The sequence below is a fragment of the Bacillus sp. LUNF1 genome (genome assembly GCF_011008975.1).
Taxonomy (GTDB): Bacteria; Bacillota; Bacilli; order Bacillales; family Bacillaceae; genus Bacillus; species Bacillus velezensis.
The window spans coordinates 1,540,586-1,566,318 of sequence record NZ_CP048876.1 but is presented as its reverse complement, the minus strand read 5'-3'; the positions used below and the strand labels follow the sequence as shown (position 1 = coordinate 1,566,318).

Here is a 25,733-nt window from a genome sequence, read left to right as displayed (position 1 = left end):
ACGCACAGTCGCTATTCTATATTTTGCACTTGTTCCTTCAATTTTTCAATAGAACTTTTCATTTCAACGACAAGCTTTGTGATTTGATGATCATTGGCTTTTGAGCCGATCGTGTTCGCTTCCCGGTTAAGCTCCTGAACAAGGAAATCAAGTTTGCGGCCGACTGCCCCGCCTTCTTTTAATATATCACGGAATTGAACAAAATGGCTCTTCAATCTGGTAATTTCTTCCGTGATATCAGAACGGTCGGCGAAAATGGCGCATTCCGTGATCAGCCTGCTTTCGTCGAGCGCGTCCTCCGTCCATTCCTTCATTCGGGCGTAAAGACGCTCGCGGTATTGAATAACAACGGCCGAAGCGCGCTCTTTTACCTGTTCGGACAGCGTCTCAAGCCGCTCAATGTGCAGAAAGCAGTCTTCCGCCAAAAGCCGGCCTTCTTTTTCCCTCATGTCACAAAGTTCCTTTACAGCCAGCTCAGCGGCTTCCCTGATGACTTCTTCAAGCTTGTCATCACGCATCTGTTCTTCGTGTATCTGCGCAATATGTTCAAATTTAAAGAAATCCATTGCATCGGGTTCTGCGGCCAGGCTGTAGCGCTCTTTCATGACGCGTGCGGCGCTCACATATTCATCAAGGAGCTCCCAATCGATGTTCAGGCTTCTTTTTATGAGCGCGTCACTGTTTACAGTGAGAAACAGCTCTACTCTTCCGCGCTGTATATGCTGCAATATCGTTTGTTTCAGCTTATCCTCTACATATAGCAAAGGCCGTGGCAGGCGGGCGTTCACTTCTTTGAACCGGTAATTGACGGATTTCAATTCAACGGTTGCCGAGAGATCGCCTTTTGTGCTGCTTGCGCTGCCGAAGCCTGTCATACTCCGTATCATATGAAACACCCAATTCTTTCCCGTTATCAAAATAAAAGGGCAATAGACATGCTATTACCCCTAAGATTATATCATATGGAATTATTTTTTTCTTGTCAAAAGTGAACCCGCCAGCAAAAAAGTAGGTATGCCCGACATACCGATAATCAGCATCCAATCGCCCGGCGTAATCGGCACTGTTTTGAAAATCGGCTGCAGCGGCGGATAATAGATGACGATGACCATCAGGAAGATAGAAGAAATGATGGCGCCGAGCAGATAGATATTTTCAAACGGATTCCGGGAGAAAACAGACGTTTCGCTCCGGCAGTCAAACACGTGTATAAGCTGAGCCAGGACAAGAGTCGCGAATGCAACGGTCTGTGCGTAGGGCAGATTTTCAGGATTGCGGTGATAGACGATGATAAACGCTAAAATGGTTGCGGCTCCGATTAAAAACCCTCTTGATACGACTTTCCAGCCCAGTTTTCTCGCAAACACTCCTTCTTTCGGATGCCGCGGCTTCCGCCTCATCAGATCTCCTTCCGGCTGATCCATACCGAGGGCCATCGCCGGCAGCCCGTCAGTGACTAAGTTCACCCACAATATCTGAATCGGAACGAGCGGCAGCGGCAGAGCGAGAAGCATCGCAAACAGCATCACTAAAATTTCACCGACGTTGGAGGCGAGCAAATACCGGACGAATTTTCTTATATTTTCATAGATATTCCGTCCCTCTTTTATGGCTGATTTAATCGTAGCAAAGTTATCATCTACCAGAATGAGAGAAGAGGCTTCCTTTGCCACATCCGTTCCCGTCACGCCCATGGCAACACCGATATCTGCCTGCTTTATGGCCGGCGCGTCATTAACCCCGTCTCCCGTCATGGCGACGACGTGTCCGTTTTCCTGGAACGCTTTGACGATTTTCAATTTATGTTCAGGCGACACGCGTGCGAAGACGTAGACATCATCGACCGTTTCGATAAGTTCTTTCTCCGTAAGCTCATTCAGCGTCTTCCCGTCCATCACACGCCCCTTTTTCGGAAGAAGACGCAAATCTTTCGCAATGGCCTTTGCCGTTTCGACGTGATCCCCTGTGATCATAACCGTTTTAATGCCGGCTTCACGGCATTCTTTAATCGCCTGTCTGACCTCCGGACGGGGCGGATCAATTATGCCTGACAAGCCGAGCATCGTCAGATTTTTTTCCGCCTGCTCCATTGTCGGCTTTTCTCCGAGCTTAAGCGGTTTATAAGCAATCGCGATCGTACGCAAAGCTTGCGACGCCAGCTCTTTCAGAACCGCTTCCGTTTCTGCTTTCTTTTCTCCTGAAAATGGCGCGCTTCTTGCGTCGTACATCAGATGTGACGAGCGGTCAATCAGCACATCGGGCGCTCCTTTAGTGATGACGAACTGCTTTTTTTCCTTATCCTCTACAATGACGGTCATCATTTTGCGGACGGAGTCAAACGGAAACTCGGCAACCACGCGGTATTGCCCGCTGAGCCAATCGTTTGAATAGCCGCCCTTTCTTGCAGCCGTCAGCAGCGCTCCTTCTGTCGGATCGCCGTCGAGTACATAATGGCCGTCTTTCAGTGCGATTTCGGATGTATTGCACAACGCGCCGAAAACCAGCATCTGTTCAAGAATCTTTTCATCTTTCGGCTTGATTTCCCGCTCACCTCGGGTGAAAACGCCCTCCGGCTCATAACCGATGCCTGACACTTTAAATGTTTTTCCCCCTGACCACATATGGGTGACGGTCATTTTGTTTTGTGTCAGCGTGCCGGTTTTATCAGAACAAATGACAGAGGCGCAGCCCAATGTTTCAACCGCCGGGAGCTTTCTGACAATTGATTTTTGTTTGATCATGCGCTGGACGCCGATTGATAATGCCACCGTAACAATGGCGGGGAGCCCTTCCGGAATCGCAGCGACGGCCAATGACACCCCGGCCAAAAACATGCTGTAAAGCTCATGTCCCTGTAAGACGCCGACTGCAACGACCAATACCGTTAAAAGGAGCGCGACGATAATTAAAATTTTGCCGAGCTCTTCAAGTCTTCGCTGCAGCGGTGTTGAAAGGCTGCCGGCGGATTCCAGCATATCGGCGATTTTCCCCATTGCCGTATTCATTCCTGTACCGACGACGACGCCGACACCGCTGCCGCGCGTTACGATCGTACCCATAAACGCCATATTGCTGATGTCGCCTAACGAAACATCCGGCTTTCTCAGTTTATCAGCTTGTTTAACCACCGGAATTGATTCCCCGGTCAGCGCCGATTCCTCAATTTCAAGGCTTTTCGCTTCAACGATCCGAACATCCGCACCAATCCGGTCGCCGCTTGAAAATTTCATGATATCGCCGGGAACGAGCTCCTTGGACTGAATTTTCTTCCAGCTCCCGTCCCGTAACGCTGACACATACGGCGTTGACAGCTCTTTTAATGCGTGTAAAGACTTTTCCGCACGCCGCTCTTGAAAAAAACCGAGAACCCCATTGACAAATACAATCGCCATAATCGCTACGGCATCTACATATTCGCCTAAAAACCCGGATATTAAGGTTGCCGCCAGCAGCACGAGCACCATAAAATCTTTAAATTGGGCGAAAAACACGGCGATCGCCGGTGTCCTCTTGCCCTCCTGAAGCTCGTTCGGTCCGTGCTTTTCAAGGCGTTTTTTCACCTCTTTTTCGGTCAACCCCTGTTTAATGGACGTATTTGTTGCTTTCAGCAAATCGGTTTGTCCCATTTCATGAAACTTCATTCTTCTCGTCCACTCCCCTGCCTCGCTTTAGAGATGTCACTCTGTAAACAAGCTTATTCTGACTCGTCCCTTTTCATGCTATAATTATCGAATGCAGGAAGAAGGAAAGGGTGTTTTATATGTCTTTTGATGGCATGTTTACATACGGAATGACACATGAATTAAACAGCCGGATCGCCGGAGGCCGGATCACGAGAGTCCATCAGCCTTTTAAGCACGATGTGATATTCCATATCCGCGCTAACGGAAAAAACCATAAATTATTATTATCGGCGCATCCGAGCTATTCACGGGTGCACATGACAAACCAGGCCTATGAAAATCCGAGCGAGCCGCCGATGTTTTGTATGCTGCTCAGAAAGCATATAGAAGGCGGATTTATTGAGAAAATAGAACAGGCCGGATTAGACCGGATTATGATATTCCGCATAAAAAGCAGAAATGAAATCGGCGACGAAACCGTCAGAACGCTGTATGTTGAAATTATGGGGCGGCACAGCAATATTATTCTGACTGACGGAGAAGGAGCCATCATCGACGGGCTGAAGCATTTATCTCCGTCGATGAACAGCTACCGGACCGTTCTGCCGGGCTATGATTACAAGCTTCCTCCCGCTCAGGAAAAAATTTCGCCGCTTGCCGCGGATGAAGAGGACGTTTTGCGTTATCTCAGTTTTCAGGAAGGACGGCTTGACCAGCAGATCGTCAGACACTTCTCCGGTGTTTCTCCGCTGTTTGCAAAAGAAGCCGTGCACAGAGCGGGTCTCGCTAACAAAATAACGCTGCCGAAGACGCTGATTGAAATGTTCCATGCCGTGAAAGATTGCAGGTTTACACCGAACATTACAACAGCCGGCGGAAAGGAATACTTTTATCTCCTGTCTCTCACACATGTAAACGGAGAGGAGCGCACCTTTCACTCTCTGAGTGAGCTGTTGGACCGGTTTTATTTCGGCAAGGCGGAACGCGACCGCGTCAAACAGCAGGCTCAGGATCTCGAGCGGTTTGTCGCAAATGAACGGAAAAAGAACGCCAATAAGATAAAAAAACTGGAAAAGACGCTCGACTACTCAGAGAATGCGAAGGAATTCCAGCTATACGGCGAACTGCTGACGGCGAATTTGTATATGCTGAAAAAAGGTGACAAAGAAGCGGAAGTCATCAATTATTATGATGAAGAAAGTAAGACAGTGACCATCCCTTTAAATCCGAACAAAACACCGTCAGAAAACGCGCAGATGTATTTTACAAAGTATCAAAAGGCGAAGAATTCCGTCGAGGTGGTAAAAGAACAGATCCGTCTGGCCGAGGAGGAAATCGCTTATTTCGATCAGCTGATCCAGCAGCTCTCCTCCGCCTCCACAAAGGATATTCACGAAATAAGGGAAGAGCTTGTGGAAGGCAAATATCTGCGACCGAAACAGCAGCGGGGACAGAAAAAACAGAAGCAGCACGTTCCTGTTTTGGAGCAATATGAATCTTCACGGGGATTGACGATTCTTGTCGGCAAAAACAATAAACAAAATGAGTACTTAACGACAAAAGCTGCCGCAAGGGATGATTTATGGTTCCACACGAAAGACATCCCGGGTTCCCACGTTGTGATTAAAAGCAGCGATCCGGATGAACAATCCATACTGGAGGCGGCTGCGATCGCCGCTTATTTTTCCAAAGCGAAAGATTCCGGCTCCGTTCCCGTTGATTATACAAAAATCAGACACGTGAAAAAGCCAAACGGAGCAAAGCCCGGATTTGTCACCTATGACAGCCAGCATACCGTATTTGTCACACCTGATGCCGACCTTGTCATACGGCTGAAAAAATAAACGCACCTCCAAGCTGAAATCCGCACTCAGCTTGGAGGTGTTTTTTATTACGTATAAACGGAGACGAAACTCTCCCAGCCGTCAGAACCGATCTTTACAGTATCTGATCAGTTTCCCGTCATGTCTGCCTGATCCGCCGGGGGCCGTCTGTGATTAAAGCGGTCACACCTTGATTTGGCGGCGGACACTGTCACCTTCCCTCGCCGCACCTGAGCACATACGGGCGGGTCTCTGACCTTTCCTTTGTATGCGGGCGGAATCCAGGCGGCATTGGGATCAGATATATATTCCGCATCACTTCGCAACCCTGACCGCTTGTCGGCATATACCATTCAAACTGCCCGCTTTCGTTTTGAATTGTTCACATTCGGGGACTGTGAGGACAGTATAAAAAACACCCTGCCTGATGACAGACAAGGTGTTTTTTATGGTCTTCTTCTTTTCTCAAATAATCGATCCACTTCTTCAGCCAAATCAGCAGTAATGAGAGGCTCTATGTCCTCAGCCAGTCTTTTCGTATGTGCCGGGCTTGCGCCGCTTGTTGATACGGATACTTGAATGCGCCCTTTGCGAATGATCTTCGGCATATACACGCTGCCCTGTTCAGCATCGCTTACACAATTGACCAGCTGCGTTTCAGAAGCGCTCGCGGCTATCTCCTGATTCACGCTGCGGTCATTTGTCGCGGCAATGATGAAAAAAGCGGGCGCGAGATCCTTCATTTCAATTTTACGGGAAACCCAGCGGATACGTCCTTCATCTGCCAGCTGTTTAATTTCAGGCAGGGCATCGGGACTGATTACAGTAATATCCGCGCCTTCCGGAAGCACCGTTTTGAGCCTTCTTAAGGCAACATTGCCTCCGCCCGCGATGATAATTCTTTTTCCGCTTAAATTAATGTGCAGAGGCAGCATACTGTCCCCCCTTAAAATCAAACTGACCGCCGGGGTTTCGAACAGCTTCTGACACACGGTTCAAAAACGCCTGCTTAATATGAGGGTGAAAACCTAAGTATGAAGCGAGATGAACATTTTGATTGATCGTTTGAAGCTTTTGAACTTCCCGTTCAATCTCAGTCATTAAAAGCCCGGTAAACAGAAGATATGGAACGATAAAAACGGGTGCTCCGTCATCCTCTTCAAGGCCGGCAAACACTTCTTTATAATGCGGGTCACATGCTGTTAAAAAACAAGGGATGACTTCTTTAACAGGTGTAATCGCCTCAAGTTTTCCGGCAATCTCACTGACTGCGTTTTTAACTGCCGGATCTGCGCTTCCTCTTCCGATCAGCACCACTTTCGCCTGCTCAATGGGCACTCCGGTATCTTCAATGCGATGATGCACCGCTTTTACGACTTCATCGTCCACTCCGATCGGAACACCATATGTCACTTTTATATCGGGATGCAGGGCCGCCGCACGGGCGATTTCAGCCGGAATGTCATGTTTTGCGTGGGCAGCGGTCAACAGCAGCAAAGGCACGGCCGCAATATGAGTGGCGCCTTGTCTGACACATGCTTCAAATCCCGCTTCAATAGACGGTTCCTGCAGTTCTAAAAAACAAATTTCCTGAATGGGAGCGTCAGCGTGCGGCATGCACCCTTTTAAAAACGCCGCCGACTCTGTCTGCGCTTTTTTCAGCCTGCTTCCGTGCCCGATGTATAAAATCGCCTGCTTCATTTACAACGCCTCGCTCAAATCCAGATTTTTCTGATCAGATGCATACCAGTCCAGTTTGCAGTGATAATTGACGACATCACCGATAACAATTAAGCTCGGGTTTTTGATTTCTTCTTTTATCACGGTGTCTGAAAGCGTGCCGACGGTGCAGACGACTGTTTTTTGCCTGTCCGTCGTTCCCCAATGAATAAAGGCTGCCGGGGTGCCGGCGTCTCTGCCGTTTTCCAGCAGCATTCTTTCAATCTGCCGGATATTTTTAATTCCCATATAAATCACCAGCGTATCAATGCCCGTCGCCAGCGCTTTCCATTTTTCTTCAAAGTCGTCTTCTTGTTTATAATGTCCCGTAACGAATGCGACATTGGAGCTCGCCTCTCTATGCGTCACGGGAATGCCGGCATAAGCAGCAGCCGCGATTCCTGATGTAATGCCGGGAACGATCTCAAACGGAATGGCGTTTTGCGCGAGAGCCTCCGCTTCTTCGCCTCCGCGGCCGAAAACAAACGGGTCGCCTCCCTTGAGCCTTACAACGGTTTTTCCTTTTTTCGCATACTTCACAAGGAAACGGTTGATCGTATCCTGTTTCATAATGTGAAAATCCGGGAGCTTGCCGCAGTAAATCAGATCCGCCTCTTCTCCGGCATACTGTAAAATCTCTTTGCTTACCAATCTGTCATATAATATAACGTCCGCTTTCTGTATGGCTTTCATTGCCTTCACCGTTAATAAGTCCGGATCTCCCGGACCGGCTCCAACGATAAATACTTTCCCCATAGCATGTCTCCCCGATCCGTTTTGAACTCTTCCCAGAACAGCCGCGAGGCCGCACTTCAGCTATTTTACCATATCCCGCCATTGCGGGGGATATCCGGCTGATTGCGCGGCCTTTTTGGACCTATTATGCTAAGCTGTTTTTCACAAAGTCAACCAGTCTTCCGGTGCATTCTTCGCGTTCACATTTGCCTGAATCAAGTACGAGCTCAGGCGCTTTCGGCTCTTCATACGGTGAGTCGATCCCCGTAAAGAACGGAATTTCACCATTTCTTGCTTTTTTATATAAACCTTTCGGATCGCGCTTTTCACATATATCGAGGTCGCATTTAACATAGATTTCATTAAATTCGCCCTCTGCCACAAGCTCTCTCACTTGATCTCTGTCCTCACGGAACGGAGAAATAAAAGCCGTGATGACGATGGTTCCCTGCTGAACGAAAAGCTTCGCCACTTCCCCGATGCGGCGTATATTTTCCTTGCGGTCATCATCGGAAAAACCTAAGTCCTTGTTTAAGCCGTGGCGGATGTTATCACCATCAAGCACGATGACTTGATAGCCTTGTTCAAACAGCTCGCGCGCTGCGGCGTTTGCAATCGTGGATTTCCCTGAACCGCTTAAGCCCGTCAGCCAGAGGATAGAGCTTTTATGCTTGTTTTTCTGCTGGTATTCTTCTTTCGTTATTGAGGCTTCATGCCACACGATATCACGATTTGTCACTCTATTTTCCTCCTTAAGAAACGCCTGCTTCTTCTTTCGTTTTCAGCCCTTTAATCAACACCTCGACAACTTCAGGACGGCTGAATTCCGCCGGCGGCATGACGCCGCTTCGCAGCATCTCTCTGACCTTTGTTCCTGACAGAATGACGTGGTCTTCTCTTTCATGCGGGCATGTTTTGGCCGTTCCCATGTTACCGCATTTCCGGCAGAAGAAGCTGTGCTCGAATTTCATCGGTGTAATCCCGAGTTCATCCGCTGTAAATTGATCAAACAGCTCTTGCGCTTCATATGTGCCGTAGTAATCACCGACGCCGGCATGATCGCGGCCGACGATGAAATGCGTGCAGCCGTAGTTTTTGCGGACAAGCGCGTGGAAAATGGCTTCTCTCGGCCCCGCATACCGCATAGCCGCCAAAAATACGCCGAGGAAAACGCGGTCTTTCGGATAATAATGATCGAGCAGCACCTGGTAGCTTTCCATTCTGACATCCGCCGGAATATCATCTGATTTTGTTTCACCGACGAGCGGGTTCAAAAACAGACCGTCTACCGTCTCAAGCGCGGTTTTTTGGATATATTCGTGGGCGCGGTGGACCGGATTTCTCGTTTGGAAACCGACAATGGTTTTCCAGCCCTTTTCTTCGAAGCTTCGTCTTGTATCGGCAGGTTCAAATGTAAACTCGGGAAACTGCTTTGACGCTTTTTTAATTAATGTGATCGGCCCGCCGACATACGTATCGCCGCGTGAAAATAATTTTTTCACGCCCGGATGCGCGGCATCATCGGTTTTATACACGTGAACGGCTTCTTTTTGTTTATCCGGCGTATAAATATCTTCGATGTCGACTACGCCGTATGTTTCTCCGCCGTAAGTCAATTTCACCGTGTCGCCGACGGCAAGCTCAGCCGCTTTTTCTGAATCGACCGGAAGCGTGATCGGCAGGGACCAGACAGCCCCGGATGCCAGACGCATATTTTCAACGACTGACACGTAATCTTTTTCTGTGAAAAATCCTTCAATCGGGCTGTACCCCCCGATCCCGATCAGCTCTAAATCAGCGAACGAAATCAAATCAAGCTCAATTTCTTTTTGGACGGATGTAAGATCATACTGCTCATTCACCCGATTAATTAATGTTCCTCCGTGCGGTGCTAAACTCATAATACATGATTCCTCCCAGTTAACAGATAAATAAACTCAGATTAATAGTTAAATGCCTCCGCCTTGTTCATGGACAGAGCGTTTCTCTTTTCGGATGGCTTTCATCAGACTGGCGGCTCCGCCAGCTGCCAAAAGCACGCTGGCCATCATAAAGATGGAATAGTAATCTCCTTTTAACAGCAGGGAGACAAGCAGATACGAAATCGACAGTGACAAAAACGGCGAAACGACCCATACTTTGAGCATCGTTTTCACGACTTCTTTATGAAAAACGTTCGGCCCGTTTTTGGCCATTCCGATACCGATAATTGATGATGATGTGACTTGCGCCAATGGGACCGGCAGACCGAAGACGGAACTGATAATGACAAGCCCCGCGCCGGTTCCTGAAAGCAGTATGCCTTCTCCGGCTGAAAATCTCGTAATCTTTTTCCCGTTGGTTTCAAGCACTTTACGTCCTAAAAGCAGAGCGCCGAAAGCGACAAAGATGCCTCCGTATAGCGTTCCTTTGGACACGCTGAGCACGCCCGCCGCAACCAGAGGGCCCACCGCATTTGCGACATTGTTCATTCCGGCTGAAAAAGCTTCCCAAAACCCCGCAATCAGCAGCACAATCCCTAAAATCTTCTGTTTCCGATTCGAAATGACTCGAATATTCAGAGAACTGAATACCTTCGAGACGAGAAACGTGAAACAGAACGCGACAAACGGTACGAGCACCCAAAAACTCACGATGACCAAAAGATGCTGTAAAAACAATACTTTGTACGCGACGCCGACACCGACAATCGCCCCGACAGTGACCTCACTCGTCGACAGCGGAATGCCCAGCACATTCGCCGTGAATAACGATAGCGCCGCCGATCCGATAATAATGCAGACAATGGTGAGCGTAATGGTTTGTTCGGGAATGATTCCGCCGCTGATCGTCTTAACGACTTCACCGCCGCCGATAACCGCCCCTGACAGGACTCCGGCCGCGCAGATGATCAGCGCATACGTTTTCTTTTTAACGGCGCCGGACCCGTAAGCGACTCCCATTGAAGCCGCGGCTCCGCTGGCTCCGATATTCATGGCAAAAAACAGGCAGAATAAAATAGCGGCTAATTCCATCGTGCAGCTCCTTTATTCATGCAGTCCGCATTCTGTTTTCGCCATGCCGTTCCATCTGCCGCTCCGCAAATCTTCCGCGGTAAACGCAGGTGAAGTGCACGGTTCACAGCCGATGCTCGGATACCCCTGATCATGGAGGATATTGTAATCCAGCTCATGCTTGGAAGTATATCTCCAGATGTCTTTCCATGTCCAATGGATCAGCGGGCATACTTTAATCGATTGAAACTTGTCGTCTTTATTCAGGAAATTCGTATTCGCCCGGCTCGGCCCTTGATCCCGGCGAAGACCGGACAGCCATGCCGGATGCCCCGCGAGCGCTTCTCTTAACGGCAGAATTTTTCTGATGTAGCAGCACTGGTTCGGTTCTCTTTCCCACAGTTTATCTCCGTGAGCCTCGGCTTGTTCTTCAAGAGTAAGGCTTGGCTTTTTCAGGATAATGTTCAGCCCCGGATAACGTTCTTTCACTTTTTCGATCGTTTCATATGTTTCTTTAAAGTGAAGACCCGTATCGAGAAACACGATTTCCGCGTCTTTCTTTACTTTAGAAATTAAATCGATCAGGACGATGCCTTCAATCCCGAAGCTGCACGCGTAAACAAGCTGGTCTCCGTAGTGGCCGTATGCCCATTTTAAAACGGACAGCGCGCCTTTATAGGAATCGTCTTCCGGAAATGTAATCGCCGGCTCTTCCCATGTGTCATACGTTAGCATTTTTCCTTTCCTCCTCCCGGAGACAATCAAACAGCTGTTGCTTTCTGCCGGTTGTCTTATCCCTCAATCTTTTTTTCATATAAAAAACTTTCAATCCAGCGGAATGAAAGACAGTGACCCGGTATAGCCCTTATCTTCAAAATGCTGTGCATTTTTCTGGATGCGGCACCTTGCATGACACGCAGGTTGCCGGGCGTCATCGGTCCAGTCCCTCAGCCGCTCTTGATAAGCTTTTTAGATTTGTACTAAATTTTAGCACAATTCTAACAGAAGTCAACCCGAGTTTTTTGATAGGAATAATAAAACAGGCCCTGAGGCCTGTTTTTATTGTCATTATTTTTTAAACCAATCTTTTGACTCGGGATTCTGTTTCCATGATTTCAGTTTTTCAATGTCATCTGAATGTATCGTTCCGTTTGCAAGCGCGACTTCAATCAGCGTGTCATAATCCGTTAACGAGTAATAAGGAAGACCCGCTTTTTTAAAGGCTTCTTTTGCTTTCGGCAGTCCGTATGTAAAAATGGAAATGACGCCGAGGACTTCCGCGCCCTCTCTTTGAAGGGCCGCCGCAGCTTCAAGCACGCTGCCCCCGGTAGAAATCAAGTCTTCAATCACGACTGTTTTTTGTCCTTTCTTAATGGCGCCTTCTATTTGATTTCCTTTGCCGTGCGCTTTCGGTTTGCTTCTGACGTAGCACATCGGCGCGCCTGTACGGTCTGCTAGAAGCGCAGCATGCGGAATGCCCGCCGTTGCAGTGCCCGCGATCATCTCCGCCTCGGGGAAATGCTCTTTCAGCAGTTTGCCGAGCCCGTCCGCCACATCATTTCTCACTTTTGGATACGACAATGTCAGACGGTTGTCACAATAGATCGGTGATAAAATGCCGCTCGCCCACGTAAACGGCTCATTCGGGCGTAAAAAGACAGCTTCAATGTGTAATAGATGTTTTGCGATAGCCTGTTTCATCGGCGAACGCCCTCCCATTCCAGTTTAATTGCTTCATATGCTTCAACGGGGTTTTCCGCTTTTGTAATTGAGCGGCCCACGACGATCGCTGACGAACCGTTTTCTTTCGCAAATGACGGAGTCGCCGTCCGGACTTGATCGTCAGCTGCGTCACTGGCCGTGCGGATGCCCGGCGTGACTGTCAGAAATGAAGGCCGGACCGCTTCATAAATGGCTTTTGTTTCATGTACCGAACATACCACTCCGTCCAGCCCGCACTCTTCCGCCATTTTGCCGTAATGCACAACCGTTTCTAACAGCGGCTTATGCAGCAGAAGCTCTTCCTTCGCCACCTGCTCTGAAGTGCTGGTCAGCTGCGTCACCGCGATTAAAGACGGGCGTTTTCTGCCTGCCGGCGTGCCTTCTTCAAGCCCCTCAAGGGCCGCGCGCATCATGCGTGCGCCCCCTGCTGCATGCACATTGACGAGATCAACGCCGAGGCCGGCCAGCCGCTTCATCGCTTTATTGACCGTAGTCGGGATATCATGAAGCTTTAAATCTAAAAATATATCACAGTTCCGTTCTTTTAATTGGTGAATGATGGCGGGGCCTTCCTGATAAAAAAGTTCCATCCCCGTTTTGACAAAAAGCCTTTCCTTTTCAAACAAGTCTAAAAACGTTAAAGTCTCTTCCCCTGATGCAAAATCAAGCGCGATGATGGGCAGGTTGTTTTTCATGTTTCCAGCTCCTTCCGATGCATTCACTTACAGATTGAAAGCCGTGTTGGCGCAGCACACGGGGAAGCTGTTCTATGATTTCCGGGCAGACGAACGGATTGACGAAGTTTGCCGTGCCGACGGCAACCGCACTTGCTCCCGCAAGAAGAAATTCTAATGCATCCTCTGCGGTCTGAACGCCGCCCATCCCGATAATCGGAATTTGAACGGCCTGGCTGACTTCGTATACCATCCGGATGGCGACCGGTTTGATCGCCGGGCCTGACAGTCCGCCCGTTTTATTTGCTAAGATCGGCCGGCCCGTCTTGAGATCGAGCCTCATCCCGATGAGAGTATTAATCATCGTCAGACCGTCAGCACCGGCCGCTTCAATCGCTTTGGCAATTTCGGTTATGTTTGCGACATTAGGCGAAAGCTTCACATACACAGGCACTGCGGAAACTTCTTTCACCGCTTTTGTCAGTTCGGCCGCCATGACGGGATCAGTACCAAAAGCAATCCCCCCCGTTTTGACATTCGGACATGAAATGTTAAGCTCAAGCGCATGCACATTCGGCGCTTGGCTGATGTGCTCGGCCACTTCTTTATAGTCGTCCACCTGAGAACCGGCGACATTTGCGATAATCGGCGTGTCAAATTGTTCGAGCCAAGGTAGCTCATGATTGAGCACATGCTCAAGGCCGGGATTTTGCAGTCCGATGGCATTCAGCATTCCCGCGCTTGTCTCCGCCACTCTCGGCGTCGGATTTCCGAAGCGGGCTTCATTCGTCGTTGCTTTAATCATAATGCCTCCGAGACATGATAAATCGTAAAATCCGGCATATTCTTTCCCGAATCCGAAACATCCGGAAGCGGGGATGATCGGATTTTTCAATTGGAGACCCGGCAGATTCACCTCTAACATTACAGCGCCACCTCCTCAGCTTTAAATACCGGCCCGTCAAGGCAGACCTTTACATAGGATGTATCGCTTTCACCCGTGCGGCACACGCAGGCGAAGCAGGCACCGATGCCGCAGCCCATCCGCTCTTCCATCGAAAGATAAACCTCTTTATGGCCGTACTGCTGCTTCAGAGCTTTCAGCATCGGTGTCGGTCCGCAGCTTAGCAGGACATCGAATTCGAGCTGCTGTTCACGGATGACATCGGTGACAAACCCTTTCTCTCCATATGTTCCGTCAGCCGTCGCCACATAGGTGTCTCCGTACGCACGACATTCCTGTTCGTAAAAAACACCCTTTGCTGATTGAAATCCAAGCACATGAATGACGTTTACGCCTTTTTCCGTCAGGCGCTTTGACAGTTCCTGCAAAGGCGGAACCCCGACTCCGCCTCCGACTAACAGCGCGGTTTTGCCGGGTTCAATCCGCCGGACGGGGAACCCGTTGCCGAGAGGGCCGAGAACGTCTATCCTGCCGCCCTCTTTTTTCTCGGACAAAAGACGCGTTCCCTCACCGTCAGCTCTGTAGATAACGGATACTTCATTCGCAGCGAAATTGACGTCCGCAATGCTGAGCGGTCTTCTTAATAGCGGCGTGACCGCGTCACTCACCTTCAGATGAAGAAATTGACCCGGCTCGGTAAGGTGCCGGACAAGCTCTCCTTTCAGCACCATCTTATAAACCCGGTCGGCAATTTCTAAGTTGGATTGAACAGTCAAATGCGCTTTCTTCATATCGTGACTGCCGCCTTTTGATTGGTTTCGGATGCAGGCATATGATCCGCCCGGAATGTCATGCTTTCCAACACCCGCAAAATGGCTTCGGCCGTATCTAAAGATGTCAGGCAGGCGACTCCGTTTTCAACGGATTCGCGGCGGATTCTGAAGCCGTCTCTGGCCGGCTGTTTGCCCTTTGTCAGCGTATTGATGACAAATTGCGCTTCGCCGTTTCTGATGACATCGAGCAGATTTTTCCCTTCTTCGCCGATTTTTCCGACGACTTGAGCCGGAATCTGAGCGTCTTTCAAATAAGCCGCCGTTCCTTCCGTCGCCAAGATTTTATAGCCGATGGCGTGGAACCGCTTAGCGATCAGCAGTCCTTCTTCTTTATCTTTATCGGCAACGGTCAACAGCACTGAGCCGTAGTTCGGGATTTGAATGCCAGAGGCAATCAGCGCTTTATAGAGCGCTTTTTCCAGGGTTGAATCTTTGCCCATGACCTCTCCCGTCGACTTCATTTCAGGGCCTAACGTGATATCCACTCTTCTCAGCTTCGCGAATGAGAAGACAGGCGCTTTCACGAATACCCCCTGCTGTTCAGGCTGCAGCCCCTCTTGATAGCCGAAATCAGCAAGCTTTTGGCCGAGAATGACCTTTGTCGCCAGGTTCGCCATTGGGATTTTTGTGATTTTGCTTAAGAACGGCACGGTTCTGCTTGACCGCGGATTTACCTCAAGCACATACACCTCACCTTGCGACAGTACGAACTGGATGTTCAGCAACCCGATGATGTTAAGGCCTTTTGCCAAGGCTACAGTGTATTGTTCGATTTTTTTCTTAATGTCTTCGCTTAAAGACTGAGGCGGATAGACGGCGATTGAATCCCCTGAATGGACGCCGGCCCGCTCGATATGCTCCATAATCCCCGGAATAACGACTGTTTCGCCGTCAGATACGGCATCGACTTCGATTTCTTTCCCCGTCAGATAACGGTCGATTAACACCGGATGCTGCGGGTTGATTTTGACCGCGTTTTTCATATAGTGAAGCAGCTCTTCTTCGTGATAGACGATTTCCATCGCCCGGCCGCCGAGCACATACGAAGGGCGGACAAGTACCGGATAGCCGATGGATGCGGCGATTTTGACCGCTTCGTTCACCGACACGGCGGTTTTTCCGAGCGGCTGCGGCACATTCAGCGCCTCAAGCGCCTGCTCGAACTTATCCCGGTCTTCCGCACGGTCTAAATCTTCAAGTGATGTGCCGAGAATTTTGACGCCGCGGGCGCTCAATTCTTCCGCAAGGTTGATCGCCGTCTGGCCGCCGAATTGGACAACAACGCCTTCCGGCTGTTCCAAATCGATGATGTGCATGACATCTTCAACCGTCAGCGGTTCAAAATACAGTTTGTCTGATATGCTGAAATCAGTAGACACCGTCTCAGGATTGTTGTTGATAATAATCGCTTCATAGCCTGCCTGCTTGATTGCCCAGACAGAATGAACGGTCGCATAGTCAAATTCGACGCCCTGTCCGATACGGATCGGGCCGGAACCGAGGACGACGACGCTTTTTCTCGAAGTAACCTCAGACTCGTTCTCTTCCTCATATGTGCTGTAGAAGTACGGGGTTTCTGATTCGAATTCCGCCGCGCATGTATCCACCATTTTATATACAGGCTTGATGTCTGCTTCTTTTCGCATTTGATACAGCTCTTGTTCCGGCATATTCCATTCCCGGCTGATATATTTGTCGGAGAAACCGAGTTCCTTCGCTGTCTGAAGGACGGCGAGGCTGCCTTTTTCCGCTTTCAGCTCTGTTTCAAAAGCGACCAGCTTACAGAGCTTGTGCAAAAAGAATACGTCAATTGCGGAAAACTCATGAAGCTGCTCCACTGTATAGCCTCTTCTGAACGCTTCAGCAAGATAAAACAGGCGTTCATCCCCGGCTTTTCTGATCCGTTTTTCCAAAAGTCCGTCAGAAATCTCTTCCGCATCCTTCAGTTCCAGGTGATAGACATCGGCTTCAAGTGAGCGGACCGCCTTTAACAGCGATTCTTCAAGGGTGCGTCCGATAGCCATGACCTCTCCGGTAGCTTTCATTTGCGTCCCGAGCCTGCGGTTTGCCGACTCAAATTTGTCGAACGGCCAGCGCGGGATTTTAGAAACGACATAGTCAAGCGCGGGCTCAAAAGCCGCATATGTTTTTCCCGTTACGGGATTCATCATTTCATCAAGAGAAAGCCCGACTGCGATTTTCGCCGCAAGCTTTGCGATCGGGTAACCCGTCGCTTTTGAGGCGAGGGCAGATGAGCGGCTCACCCGCGGATTCACTTCGATAATGTAATATTGGAAGCTGTCGGGATCGAGCGCGAGCTGAACATTACAGCCGCCTTCAATGCCGAGCGCGCGGATCAGCTTTAATGAAACATTGCGCAAAAGCTGATATTCCCGGTCGCTCAAAGTCTGGCTCGGGGCAACGACGATGCTGTCGCCCGTATGGATGCCGACCGGATCGATATTTTCCATGTTGCAGACGACGATCGCGTGATCTCTGCTGTCTCTCATGACTTCATATTCGATCTCTTTGTAACCGGCAATGCTTTTTTCCAGAAGGCACTGATGAACGGGGCTGAGCTTTAATCCGTTTTCGACGATCTCTTTCAGTTCCGCTTCATTCGAGCAGATGCCGCCGCCCGTTCCGCCTAATGTGTAAGCAGGGCGCACGATAACCGGAAACCCGATCCGGCCGACAAATTCCTCGGCTTCCTGTAAAGTGCGGATGATCTCACTTTCCGGCACCGGTTCATTCAGCTCATTCATCAGCGTACGGAATAAGTCGCGGTCTTCCGCCTGCTGGATGGCGGACAGCTTTGTGCCGAGCACTTCCACTCCGCATTCCTCAAGAACCCCGAGTTCAGACAGCTCGACGGCAAGATTCAGTCCGGTCTGTCCTCCCAGAGTCGGCAGGATGGCGTCCGGCCGTTCTTTTCTGATAATACGCGTGAGAAACTCCGGCGTCAGCGGTTCTATGTATACCCGATCAGCCATTTCCGTATCCGTCATAATCGTTGCCGGATTCGAGTTGACGAGAATGACTTCATAGCCTTCTTCCTTTAAAGCGAGACACGCCTGTGTGCCCGCATAATCAAATTCCGCCGCCTGTCCGATAATAATCGGGCCTGATCCGATCACTAAAATCTTTTTAATATCTACGCGTTTTGGCATACCGCTTCCCCTTCTTTCTCAGTTGTTTCGATCAAGTCAATGAATCTGTCAAATAAATGATTGGCGTCTTCCGGCCCCGGTGAAGCTTCAGGGTGGTACTGAACCGTAAATGCCGGCAATGTTTTATGCTTGAGTCCTTCGATCGTTTGATCATTGATCGCAATGTGCGTCACTTCAAGCTCTGTATCATCTATTGAAGAAACTGTATATCCGTGGTTTTGGGCGGTTAAAGCGACTTTCCCTGTCGCAAGCTCTTTAACCGGATGATTGGAACCCCTGTGTCCGAATTTCATTTTTTCCGTTTCCGCTCCGGATGCCAGCGCAAATAATTGGTGGCCGAGGCAGATTCCGAATAACGGCACCTTCCCGAGTATGCCTTTTATCATTTCAATGGCTTCCGGCACATCTTTCGGATCTCCGGGTCCGTTAGAAAGCATGATGCCGTCCGGCTTGAGCTGAAGCACTTCTTCCGCCGTTACATTGTACGGCACAACGATGACATCGCATTTTCTTTTGTTTAACTCTCTTAAAATGCCGTGCTTCATACCGAAATCGACGAGTACGATGCGTTTGCCGCGGCCCGGACTCGGATATGCCGTTTTCGCAGATACTTGAGCGACTTGATTTCTCGGCAGTTCCGTTTCTTTCAGCCTTGCAAGAACCTCTCCGACATTCTCCTCACTTGAAGCAAACGTTCCTTTTAATGCGCCGGCTGTGCGGATCATTCTTGTGAGCTTTCTCGTGTCAATCCCTTGTAAGCCGGGGATATTTTTCATTTTCAAATACTCGTCAAGCGTGTAAGCCGAACGCCAGTTGGAAGGCAGCTCGCACAGTTCTTTTACGATCAGCCCTTTTACAAAAGGAGTGATGGATTCAAAGTCATCTCTGTTAATTCCGTAGTTGCCGATCAGAGGATACGTCAGCGTCACGATCTGCCCGCAGTAAGAAGGGTCTGATAAAATTTCCTGATAACCGGTCATTCCCGTGTTGAATACGACTTCACCCGCTGTATGTTCCAGGCTCCCGAATGCTTCACCCTCAAATACCGCTCCATTTTCCAGCACTAGTCTTCTTTTCATTTGACGAGTCTCCCTTCTTCGTATGCAAGCTTACCGGCAGCCATCGTTGCAACAGGCCAGCCGAAGCACTTCATCTTGTTGAATGGCGTATTTTTTCCTTTAGATAAAAATGTATCTTTGTCAATGGCTGCTTCTTTTTCCAGATCAATCAGGGTGATGTCAGCCGGCGCCCCCGGTGCAAGCGTTCCGTACGGAAGATCAAATGCCTCGCAAGGTTTCACCGTCATGAAATCAACCAGCTGCTTCAGCGTCCACGCCCCGTTTTTCACAAAATGTGTGTACAGAAGCGGAAAGGCTGTTTCTAAACCGACGATACCGAAAGGCGCAAGCTTCATGTCCGTGTTTTTCTCTTCTTCTGTATGCGGCGCATGGTCAGTGGCGATGAAATCAATCGTGCCGTCTAAAAGCCCTTCAATCAGCGCCTCTCTGTCCTCTTTGCTGCGAAGGGGCGGATTCATTTTAAAATTGGTATCAAGTCCCGGGATATCGTCGTCACAAAGCAGCAGATGGTGAGGCGATACTTCCGCCGTCACGCGGATTCCCGCTTTTTTTGCGTCTCTTACGGCTCTGACGGATTCTTTCGTGCTGATATGACACACATGGTAATGGCAGCCCGCCGCTTCCGCCAGCAGGACGTCACGGGCGATATGTACCGCTTCACAAATGGAAGGTATGCCGTTCAGGCCGTTCGCTTTTGAAAAAGAACCTTCATGCACGCTTCCTCCGTAAATCAGTGAGTTATCCTCACAATGAGCGACAATCGCTTTATTTATTGAAGCCGCCCGTTTCATGGCTTCATACATCATTCCGGCCGTCTGAACGCCGACGCCGTCATCGGTGAAGGCGAATGCGCCGGCTTCATGAAGCGCCTCAAAATCTGTCATTTCTTCGCCGGTTTGTCTGATCGTAATGGATGCGTAAGGAAGAACCCTGACAGATGAGGTTTCTTTGATCCGGTTTTGCAGCCATTCCATCTGCTCTTTCGTATCCGGCACCGGTCTTGTATTCGGCATGGCTGCGACTGTGGTAAAGCCGCCCCGCGCCGCGGCTTTAGAGCCCGTCTCAATGGTTTCTTTTTTCTCGCCGCCCGGTTCTCTGAAGTGGACATGAAGGTCTACGAGTCCCGGTGAAACGAACAGTCCCCCAGCGTCGATCACCGTTTCTCCGTCTTTCGCTGTCAGAAGCCCGGTTTCCGAAATAAATTCACCCGTTACCCGGATATCTTGTGCCACTTTTTCTCCTTGTTCATTTAACATCCAGCCGTTTTTAATGAGATAAGACATAAGCCGCTTCTCCCCTTTTCACATTGGTTTGCAGTGCTCTTTTTAAGACTGCCATTCTGATATACACACCATTTTCCATTTGTTTAAAGATTCTTGATTTTCCGCATTCAACTAATGTTGTGTCAATTTCGACTCCTCTGTTCACCGGTGCGGGATGCATGATGATGGCATGCCGCTTCATGCTCTCCGCCCGCTTTGCGGTCAGCCCGTATGCTTCCAGGTAGCCTTTTTGGTCGGCTTCTGTCTGATGCCTTTCATTTTGGATGCGGAGCAGCATGACGACATCTGAAGCTTGTATGGCTTCATCCGTCTGAACACAGGTGCCGAAGGCGTTTTTCTCATCCTGCCATTGCGGCGGACCAGAAAACAGTACACGTGCGCCGAGCCTTGTCAGCACTTCGGCATTCGACCTTGCCACCCTGCTGTGTTTGATATCGCCATGAATGGAAACCGTCAGGCCCTGAAAGGTCTCAAATTCCTCTTGAATCGTCATTAAATCAAGCAACGACTGGGTCGGGTGCTGGCCGCAGCCGTCGCCGGCGTTTAAGATCGGAATATTGACTCTGCCGGTCAGATCTTTGTAATATTCATCCGTGCTGTGCCGGATGACGCAGGCGTCCGCTCCGATTGATTCCAGTGTTTTGACCGTGTCGTATAAGGACTCGCCTTTTTGAACGCTTGTGCTCGTGCCGTCTAAGCTGAGCACGTTCATCCCGAGTTTCTTTTCCGCCACTTCAAAGCTGAACCGCGTCCTCGTGCTCGGTTCAAAAAACAGATTCGCAACGAATTTTCCCGCGAGATCGGGACGGACTGTACCCTCTTTTATCGCTTTTGCCTCACGCAGCAGTTCTGTAATTTCAGCAGTGCTCAGTTCAGACATCGCCGTTAAATGATTCATGTTTTTCTCCTCCGTTTCCGCTTGAAGGCCGTAAAAAAACACCCCGGTCTATAGACTCGGGGTGCGGTTAAAGAGAGAAGCAGCGTACAGCTTCTTCCCGTTATAACCCTTCCAAGCCTCTCTGGACTTTCTTTAAAAGGTTTTACATATGATTTTGTTTTTCTGATGCCATCGCGTCTTCTTCATTTGCATGCGGCAGGATAAGGTTCAGGATGACTCCGACAATTGCCGCAAGCGCCATGCCGGATATTTGGAACCCGCCTTTTGATACTTGAATAAAAGCCCCTCCGACGCCGATCACGAGGATGACGGATGTGATAATTAAATTTCTCTTGTTTTCATAATCAATGTTGTTGTCAATCAGCATTCTTAAGCCGCTGGAGGCGATAATTCCGAAGAGCAGGAAGGAAACGCCTCCCATAACTGCGGACGGAACAGAGCTGATCAGCGCTGATACTTTTCCGATAAATCCGAAGCACAGCGCAATCACTCCCGCGCCGCCGATGACAAAGACGCTGAAAACTCTCGTAATTGCCAGTACACCGATGTTTTCGCCGTATGTTGTCGTCGGCGGGCCTCCGATTAACGAAGCGATAATCGTCGCTACGCTGTCCCCCATTATGGAGCGGTGCAGTCCCGGCTTTTTAATGAAATCCTGTCCGACGACTTTACTCAGCACCATTTGGTGGCCGATATGTTCTGACATCGTCACGAAAGCGACCGGCACCATCGCAGCCGCAATGCCCAATGTCACTGACGGCGTATAGTCTTTGAAAGGGATGATAAATTCAGGAACGGCGAACCATTTTGCATCAATGACCGGCTGAAAATTGACGATGCCCTGTGTCAGCGCAAACAGATATCCGCCTATAATGCCGATCAATACCGGAATCAGGCTTAAAAATCCCCGTAAAAAGATGGCGCAGATAATGGTGATGGCCAAAGTGACGCCGGCTACACTGAAATGTTTCAAGCTGTAGACGAGTTCCTTCGCATTCGGATCAGCATACATTGCCATATTGACGGCTGTGCTTGCCAGTCCGAGGCCGATGACGATGATGACCGGCCCGACGACCACCGGGGGCAGCAGCTTCATCAGCCACCCCGTTCCAAGCTGCCTGATGAGAAGTGCGATCAGGCCGTACACAATTCCCGACAGAAAAGCGCCGACCATGGCAGCCCCCGGCCCTCCCGTCGCCTTCACCAAGATAATCGGTGATATAAAGGCGAATGATGAGCCGAGATAAGCGGGAATCTGGCCTTTTGTCACCAAGAGATAGGCGAGTGTCCCGATTCCGCTCGTGACAAGCGCCACTGCCGGGCTCATTCCGACCAGTTTCGGCACGAGTATGGTTGAACCGAACATGGCGAATAAATGCTGCAGGCTGAATGACAGCCAGGACAATGGATTGGGGACGTCCCTGACTCCCAGGTTTACTTTTTTCTTACTCATGGCGTTTTCCTCCCGGTTGACTTTCAAATGGTATAAAAAAACCTCTTTGCTTTTTGCGCAAAGAGGCATACAAAACCCGGCCGCGTCGATCCGCCCGGCTTTGTGTTTTAAAATCCTCTTTGCAAACTCTCTGGAATGCATTTAAAAAGGGTGATTATTCATTTTCGTAAATGGCGACCATATCAGTGTGATCAACTTCGCTCAGCTGAACCATCACTTTTTCAGCTTTTGAGGTCGGAATGTTTTTCCCGATATAGTCCGCTCTGATCGGCAGCTCCCGGTGCCCTCTGTCGACAAGCACGGCAAGCTGTATCGATGACGGCCGCCCGACATCAACGAGGGCATCCATCGCAGCTCTTACCGTCCGGCCGGTATAAAGCACATCATCAACCACAATGACCTTTTGGTCTGTGATATCGGCCGGAATGTCCGCGCCTTTTACAAGCGGCTCTTCATTGCTCGTTTTTTTCGTGAGGTCGTCACGGTAAAGGGTGATATCGATTTCCCCGACGGTGACCGGATTTCCTTCAATCTGTTCGATCCGCTCGGCCAGCCGCTTCGCTAAATAAATGCCTCTTGTTTTAATCCCTACAAGAATGCAGTCATTCATTCCTTTATTCCGTTCGATCATTTCATGAGCTATCCTTGTCAGCGCCCGCCTGATCGCCTGTTCGTCGAGAATAACAGCTTTTTGATTCACTCGTGACACCTCTCCATTCGTATATAAGAAGAAAAAACCCCTCCTGCCAGAGCATAGAGGGGTTCCTTTCCAGGACGAAGACACATGCGTATCTCTTCTGTCCTATCCGTTATCCTTCTCAGCCTCTCTGGACTGTGTTAAAGAATCTATTCAGCTTGTTTTTATTATTTCAGAAAAGAAAGGCGCTGTCAATGGCTATTTCTTAAATCTTCAATGAGTTTTTTCATATCTTCAGGAAGGGGCGCTTCAAACTCAATGTATTCGCCCGTCCGCGGATGATCAAAACCTAATATTCCAGCATGAAGCGCCTGACCATTGAAATCAATGGTTTTTCTCGGTCCGTACTTCGGATCGCCCGCCAAAGGAAACCCGATATATTTCATATGAACACGGATCTGATGCGTTCTTCCTGTCTCAAGCCGGCACTCTACGAGCGTGAAATCTTGAAAACGCTCAAGCACGTGGAAATGCGTGACGGCGTTTTTGCTGCTTTCTCTTGTTACGGTCATGCTTTGACGGTCTTTTTTATCTCTCCCGATCGGAGCGTCAATTGTTCCGTCATCATGTGAAATCACCCCGTGGACAACCGCTGTGTACTTTCTGGTCACGGTTTTATTGACGAGCTGATTAACGAGTGATTCATGCGCCATATCGTTTTTAGCGACCATTAACAGACCGGAAGTATCTTTATCAATCCGGTGGACGATTCCCGGGCGCATGACGCCGTTAATGCCGGAAAGGTCGTTGCAGTGAGCCATCAGTCCGTTTACAAGCGTCCCTGTCACATGGCCGGGCGCCGGGTGTACAACCATGCCGCGCGGTTTGTTCACAACCAAGACATCCTGGTCTTCATAGTAAATGTCCAAATCCATCGGCTCTGCAAGCACGTCCAATTCTTCCGGTTCAGGAATGGTGACGTTTACCTGATCGCCGGGCTGCATTTTATAATTCGCTTTTACGGATTTGCCATTAACGGATACCAGTCCCTCTTTTACCCATTGCTGCACTTGAGTGCGTGACCAGTTTTCTCCCGTTGAAGCCAAAAATTTATCAATCCGTTCGCTCTTTTGTTCAGGCTGAACGGTTATCTCAAATTGATTCATGTTATTGCTCCTTCTTTTTCCCGCTGTCAAACAGCATATGAATAAATAAAAGTATTACACCGACGCACAGTGAGGAGTCCGCGATATTAAAAATCGGATAGTGATAATTCACGATGATGACATGAATAAAATCCACCACTTCCTGGCGCGCCGCCCGGTCAATAAAGTTTCCGGCCGCACCGCCCAGCATTAAGCCGAGAGAAATTCCGAGTAACATCTGCCCTTTTGCATAACGCTGTATGTAATAAACGATTCCGATAATCACGGCGATGGTAATGACGTAGAAAAACCACATTTGGCCGGCTAAAATCCCCCACGCCGCTCCCGTGTTGCGATGAGATGTGATATAAAGCACCTGGTCGATGACAGGTATGCTTTGTCCCAATTCCATATGGCTGACGACAAGCCATTTGGTCAATTGGTCGGCAATAATAATAAAAAGAGCGATAAGATAATAAAGCACACACGTTCCTCCAGTATACAGTTACTTTTATCCTTTATGAATTTTATCAGTAAAAGATGCCGGAGTAAAGGCAGATCATAAGCGTATGCAAACAGACGCTGTCACTCATACAGCGCCTGATCATATGCATAATCTCCGGTTACCCAGTATGGAAGGGTTTTCTTTTCAAATTGAGCGGGATAATAAAAATCATCAGCGGTTCTGGCCGTCGGCAGCACCGCAAGTTTTTCAATCGGAATGGGGGCGCCTGTTTTTTCACAATAACCGTACGTATTGTTTTCAAACTTAGACAGGGCAAGAAGAACATCCTGAAGTTCTTCTTTTATATGATAGATCAGAGTTGCTTCTTGGTCGTTCATTGAAGGTTCAACAGATGCTGACATTTGAAAGCAAGAATATTCGAATAATCTTGATTGAAGTTCTTCTTTCATCATGAGAAGCTCCGTGTGGATTGCGGTCAGTTGATCATTCATTCATCACAACTCCTGCTCTTGATGTTATAGCTTTATTGTTGCCCTCAGAGCGTCATTTGAAGCCCATAAGATTTTTCCTGTCGTT

23 protein-coding genes and 1 riboswitch are annotated in these 25,733 nt (G+C 49.2%); of the genes, 1 reads left to right on the top strand and 22 read right to left on the bottom strand.

Translation table 11 applies throughout. The annotated features are described in order from the left end of the window. Window positions 1-11 precede the first annotated feature (11 nt). Together G4O42_RS07865 and G4O42_RS07860 are read right to left on the bottom strand one after the other, a co-directional pair. On the bottom strand, window positions 12-887 hold the full coding sequence (locus tag G4O42_RS07865) for a YicC/YloC family endoribonuclease (RefSeq protein ID WP_014417740.1): 876 nt from the start codon (window positions 885-887) through the stop codon (window positions 12-14). 81 nt (window positions 888-968) lie between these two features. Beyond that, window positions 969-3,641, bottom strand: a complete 2,673-nt coding sequence (locus tag G4O42_RS07860; protein ID WP_032874856.1) for a calcium-translocating P-type ATPase, SERCA-type — start codon at window positions 3,639-3,641, stop codon at window positions 969-971. 119 nt (window positions 3,642-3,760) lie between these two features. Between G4O42_RS07860 and G4O42_RS07855 the strand changes: the two genes are divergently transcribed. After that, window positions 3,761-5,467, top strand: a complete 1,707-nt coding sequence (locus tag G4O42_RS07855) for an Rqc2 family fibronectin-binding protein (RefSeq protein ID WP_031378752.1) — start codon at window positions 3,761-3,763, stop codon at window positions 5,465-5,467. Between the two features lie 425 nt (window positions 5,468-5,892). On the opposite strand, the gene G4O42_RS07850 is transcribed toward G4O42_RS07855, so the two are convergent. The 20 genes from G4O42_RS07850 to G4O42_RS07755 form a co-directional block, all read right to left on the bottom strand. After that, window positions 5,893-6,381 carry a precorrin-2 dehydrogenase/sirohydrochlorin ferrochelatase family protein gene (locus G4O42_RS07850; protein WP_015239834.1) on the bottom strand — a complete coding sequence of 163 codons (489 nt, stop codon included), beginning with the start codon at window positions 6,379-6,381 and terminating at the stop codon, window positions 5,893-5,895. Beyond that, a complete protein-coding gene (locus G4O42_RS07845; RefSeq protein ID WP_032874854.1) occupies window positions 6,362-7,147 on the bottom strand; it encodes a sirohydrochlorin chelatase in 786 nt (261 codons plus the stop codon). Before G4O42_RS07845 ends, G4O42_RS07850 begins: the two co-directional genes overlap by 20 nt. Further along, entirely contained in the window at window positions 7,148-7,921 is a 774-nt protein-coding gene (gene cobA / locus G4O42_RS07840) for a uroporphyrinogen-III C-methyltransferase (RefSeq protein ID WP_015417441.1), read from the bottom strand. A 124-nt stretch (window positions 7,922-8,045) separates the two neighbouring features. Continuing rightward, window positions 8,046-8,639, bottom strand: a complete 594-nt coding sequence (cysC, locus tag G4O42_RS07835) for an adenylyl-sulfate kinase (protein WP_007611313.1) — start codon at window positions 8,637-8,639, stop codon at window positions 8,046-8,048. A 13-nt stretch (window positions 8,640-8,652) separates the two neighbouring features. Then, window positions 8,653-9,801: a sulfate adenylyltransferase gene (sat, locus tag G4O42_RS07830; RefSeq protein ID WP_032874852.1), complete on the bottom strand. Its 1,149-nt coding sequence runs from the start codon at window positions 9,799-9,801 to the stop codon at window positions 8,653-8,655. Between the two features lie 48 nt (window positions 9,802-9,849). Continuing rightward, window positions 9,850-10,914 carry a sulfate permease gene (locus tag G4O42_RS07825; RefSeq protein WP_032874850.1) on the bottom strand — a complete coding sequence of 355 codons (1,065 nt, stop codon included), beginning with the start codon at window positions 10,912-10,914 and terminating at the stop codon, window positions 9,850-9,852. Window positions 10,915-10,926: 12 nt separating this feature from the next. Continuing rightward, window positions 10,927-11,628, bottom strand: a complete 702-nt coding sequence (locus tag G4O42_RS07820) for a phosphoadenylyl-sulfate reductase (protein ID WP_003154369.1) — start codon at window positions 11,626-11,628, stop codon at window positions 10,927-10,929. A gap of 127 nt (window positions 11,629-11,755) precedes the next feature. After that, a riboswitch (SAM riboswitch) is annotated at window positions 11,756-11,860 on the bottom strand. A gap of 101 nt (window positions 11,861-11,961) precedes the next feature. Beyond that, window positions 11,962-12,594 (bottom strand): orotate phosphoribosyltransferase, encoded by a 633-nt coding sequence (pyrE, locus tag G4O42_RS07815; protein ID WP_032874848.1) that lies wholly within the window; start codon window positions 12,592-12,594, stop codon window positions 11,962-11,964. After that, window positions 12,591-13,310 carry an orotidine-5'-phosphate decarboxylase gene (gene pyrF, locus G4O42_RS07810; RefSeq protein ID WP_023356886.1) on the bottom strand — a complete coding sequence of 240 codons (720 nt, stop codon included), beginning with the start codon at window positions 13,308-13,310 and terminating at the stop codon, window positions 12,591-12,593. Before pyrF ends, pyrE begins: the two co-directional genes overlap by 4 nt. Further along, entirely contained in the window at window positions 13,279-14,214 is a 936-nt protein-coding gene (locus G4O42_RS07805) for a dihydroorotate dehydrogenase (RefSeq protein WP_003154377.1), read from the bottom strand. Before G4O42_RS07805 ends, pyrF begins: the two co-directional genes overlap by 32 nt. After that, on the bottom strand, window positions 14,214-14,984 hold the full coding sequence (locus G4O42_RS07800; protein WP_032874846.1) for a dihydroorotate dehydrogenase electron transfer subunit: 771 nt from the start codon (window positions 14,982-14,984) through the stop codon (window positions 14,214-14,216). Before G4O42_RS07800 ends, G4O42_RS07805 begins: the two co-directional genes overlap by 1 nt. Continuing rightward, entirely contained in the window at window positions 14,981-18,196 is a 3,216-nt protein-coding gene (carB, locus tag G4O42_RS07795; protein WP_020955795.1) for a carbamoyl-phosphate synthase (glutamine-hydrolyzing) large subunit, read from the bottom strand. Before carB ends, G4O42_RS07800 begins: the two co-directional genes overlap by 4 nt. Further along, entirely contained in the window at window positions 18,181-19,275 is a 1,095-nt protein-coding gene (locus tag G4O42_RS07790; protein WP_032874843.1) for a carbamoyl phosphate synthase small subunit, read from the bottom strand. The genes carB and G4O42_RS07790 overlap by 16 nt, the downstream gene beginning before the upstream one ends. Next, a complete protein-coding gene (locus G4O42_RS07785; RefSeq protein WP_032874841.1) occupies window positions 19,272-20,558 on the bottom strand; it encodes a dihydroorotase in 1,287 nt (428 codons plus the stop codon). Before G4O42_RS07785 ends, G4O42_RS07790 begins: the two co-directional genes overlap by 4 nt. Next, window positions 20,542-21,456, bottom strand: coding sequence for an aspartate carbamoyltransferase catalytic subunit (locus G4O42_RS07780; protein WP_029325902.1), 915 nt, complete (start codon window positions 21,454-21,456; stop codon window positions 20,542-20,544). Before G4O42_RS07780 ends, G4O42_RS07785 begins: the two co-directional genes overlap by 17 nt. 142 nt (window positions 21,457-21,598) lie before the next feature. Continuing rightward, window positions 21,599-22,909, bottom strand: a complete 1,311-nt coding sequence (pyrP, locus tag G4O42_RS07775; RefSeq protein ID WP_032875227.1) for a uracil permease PyrP — start codon at window positions 22,907-22,909, stop codon at window positions 21,599-21,601. 154 nt (window positions 22,910-23,063) lie between these two features. Next, on the bottom strand, window positions 23,064-23,609 hold the full coding sequence (gene pyrR, locus G4O42_RS07770; protein WP_032874839.1) for a bifunctional pyr operon transcriptional regulator/uracil phosphoribosyltransferase PyrR: 546 nt from the start codon (window positions 23,607-23,609) through the stop codon (window positions 23,064-23,066). Window positions 23,610-23,797: 188 nt separating this feature from the next. Then, complete coding sequence (locus tag G4O42_RS07765; protein ID WP_007611300.1) at window positions 23,798-24,712, bottom strand: RluA family pseudouridine synthase; 915 nt, start codon at window positions 24,710-24,712, stop codon at window positions 23,798-23,800. A gap of 1 nt (window position 24,713) precedes the next feature. Then, entirely contained in the window at window positions 24,714-25,175 is a 462-nt protein-coding gene (gene lspA / locus G4O42_RS07760; protein ID WP_016936189.1) for a signal peptidase II, read from the bottom strand. A 101-nt stretch (window positions 25,176-25,276) separates the two neighbouring features. After that, the gene (locus tag G4O42_RS07755; protein WP_014304976.1) at window positions 25,277-25,648 is read right to left on the bottom strand and encodes a TraR/DksA family transcriptional regulator; all 372 of its coding nucleotides are present in this window, start codon (window positions 25,646-25,648) and stop codon (window positions 25,277-25,279) included. Between the last annotated feature and the right edge of the window lie 85 nt (window positions 25,649-25,733).

Bases quoted from the DNA above. Each gene is read 5' to 3' on its own strand.
- G4O42_RS07865 (WP_014417740.1), bottom strand. From the start codon at position 887: ATGATACGGAGTATGACAGGCTTCGGCAGCGCAAGCAGCACAAAAGGC.
- G4O42_RS07860 (WP_032874856.1), bottom strand. From the start codon at position 3,641: ATGAAGTTTCATGAAATGGGACAAACCGATTTGCTGAAAGCAACAAAT.
- G4O42_RS07855 (WP_031378752.1), top strand. From the start codon at position 3,761: ATGTCTTTTGATGGCATGTTTACATACGGAATGACACATGAATTAAAC.
- G4O42_RS07850 (WP_015239834.1), bottom strand. From the start codon at position 6,381: ATGCTGCCTCTGCACATTAATTTAAGCGGAAAAAGAATTATCATCGCG.
- G4O42_RS07845 (WP_032874854.1), bottom strand. From the start codon at position 7,147: ATGAAGCAGGCGATTTTATACATCGGGCACGGAAGCAGGCTGAAAAAA.
- cobA (WP_015417441.1), bottom strand. From the start codon at position 7,921: ATGGGGAAAGTATTTATCGTTGGAGCCGGTCCGGGAGATCCGGACTTA.
- sat (WP_032874852.1), bottom strand. From the start codon at position 9,801: ATGAGTTTAGCACCGCACGGAGGAACATTAATTAATCGGGTGAATGAG.
- G4O42_RS07825 (WP_032874850.1), bottom strand. From the start codon at position 10,914: ATGGAATTAGCCGCTATTTTATTCTGCCTGTTTTTTGCCATGAATATC.
- G4O42_RS07820 (WP_003154369.1), bottom strand. From the start codon at position 11,628: ATGCTAACGTATGACACATGGGAAGAGCCGGCGATTACATTTCCGGAA.
- pyrE (WP_032874848.1), bottom strand. From the start codon at position 12,594: ATGAAACAGGCTATCGCAAAACATCTATTACACATTGAAGCTGTCTTT.
- pyrF (WP_023356886.1), bottom strand. From the start codon at position 13,310: ATGAAAAACAACCTGCCCATCATCGCGCTTGATTTTGCATCAGGGGAA.
- G4O42_RS07805 (WP_003154377.1), bottom strand. From the start codon at position 14,214: ATGTTAGAGGTGAATCTGCCGGGTCTCCAATTGAAAAATCCGATCATC.
- G4O42_RS07800 (WP_032874846.1), bottom strand. From the start codon at position 14,984: ATGAAGAAAGCGCATTTGACTGTTCAATCCAACTTAGAAATTGCCGAC.
- carB (WP_020955795.1), bottom strand. From the start codon at position 18,196: ATGCCAAAACGCGTAGATATTAAAAAGATTTTAGTGATCGGATCAGGC.
- G4O42_RS07790 (WP_032874843.1), bottom strand. From the start codon at position 19,275: ATGAAAAGAAGACTAGTGCTGGAAAATGGAGCGGTATTTGAGGGTGAA.
- G4O42_RS07785 (WP_032874841.1), bottom strand. From the start codon at position 20,558: ATGTCTTATCTCATTAAAAACGGCTGGATGTTAAATGAACAAGGAGAA.
- G4O42_RS07780 (WP_029325902.1), bottom strand. From the start codon at position 21,456: ATGAATCATTTAACGGCGATGTCTGAACTGAGCACTGCTGAAATTACA.
- pyrP (WP_032875227.1), bottom strand. From the start codon at position 22,909: ATGAGTAAGAAAAAAGTAAACCTGGGAGTCAGGGACGTCCCCAATCCA.
- G4O42_RS07765 (WP_007611300.1), bottom strand. From the start codon at position 24,712: ATGAATCAATTTGAGATAACCGTTCAGCCTGAACAAAAGAGCGAACGG.
- G4O42_RS07755 (WP_014304976.1), bottom strand. From the start codon at position 25,648: ATGAATGATCAACTGACCGCAATCCACACGGAGCTTCTCATGATGAAA.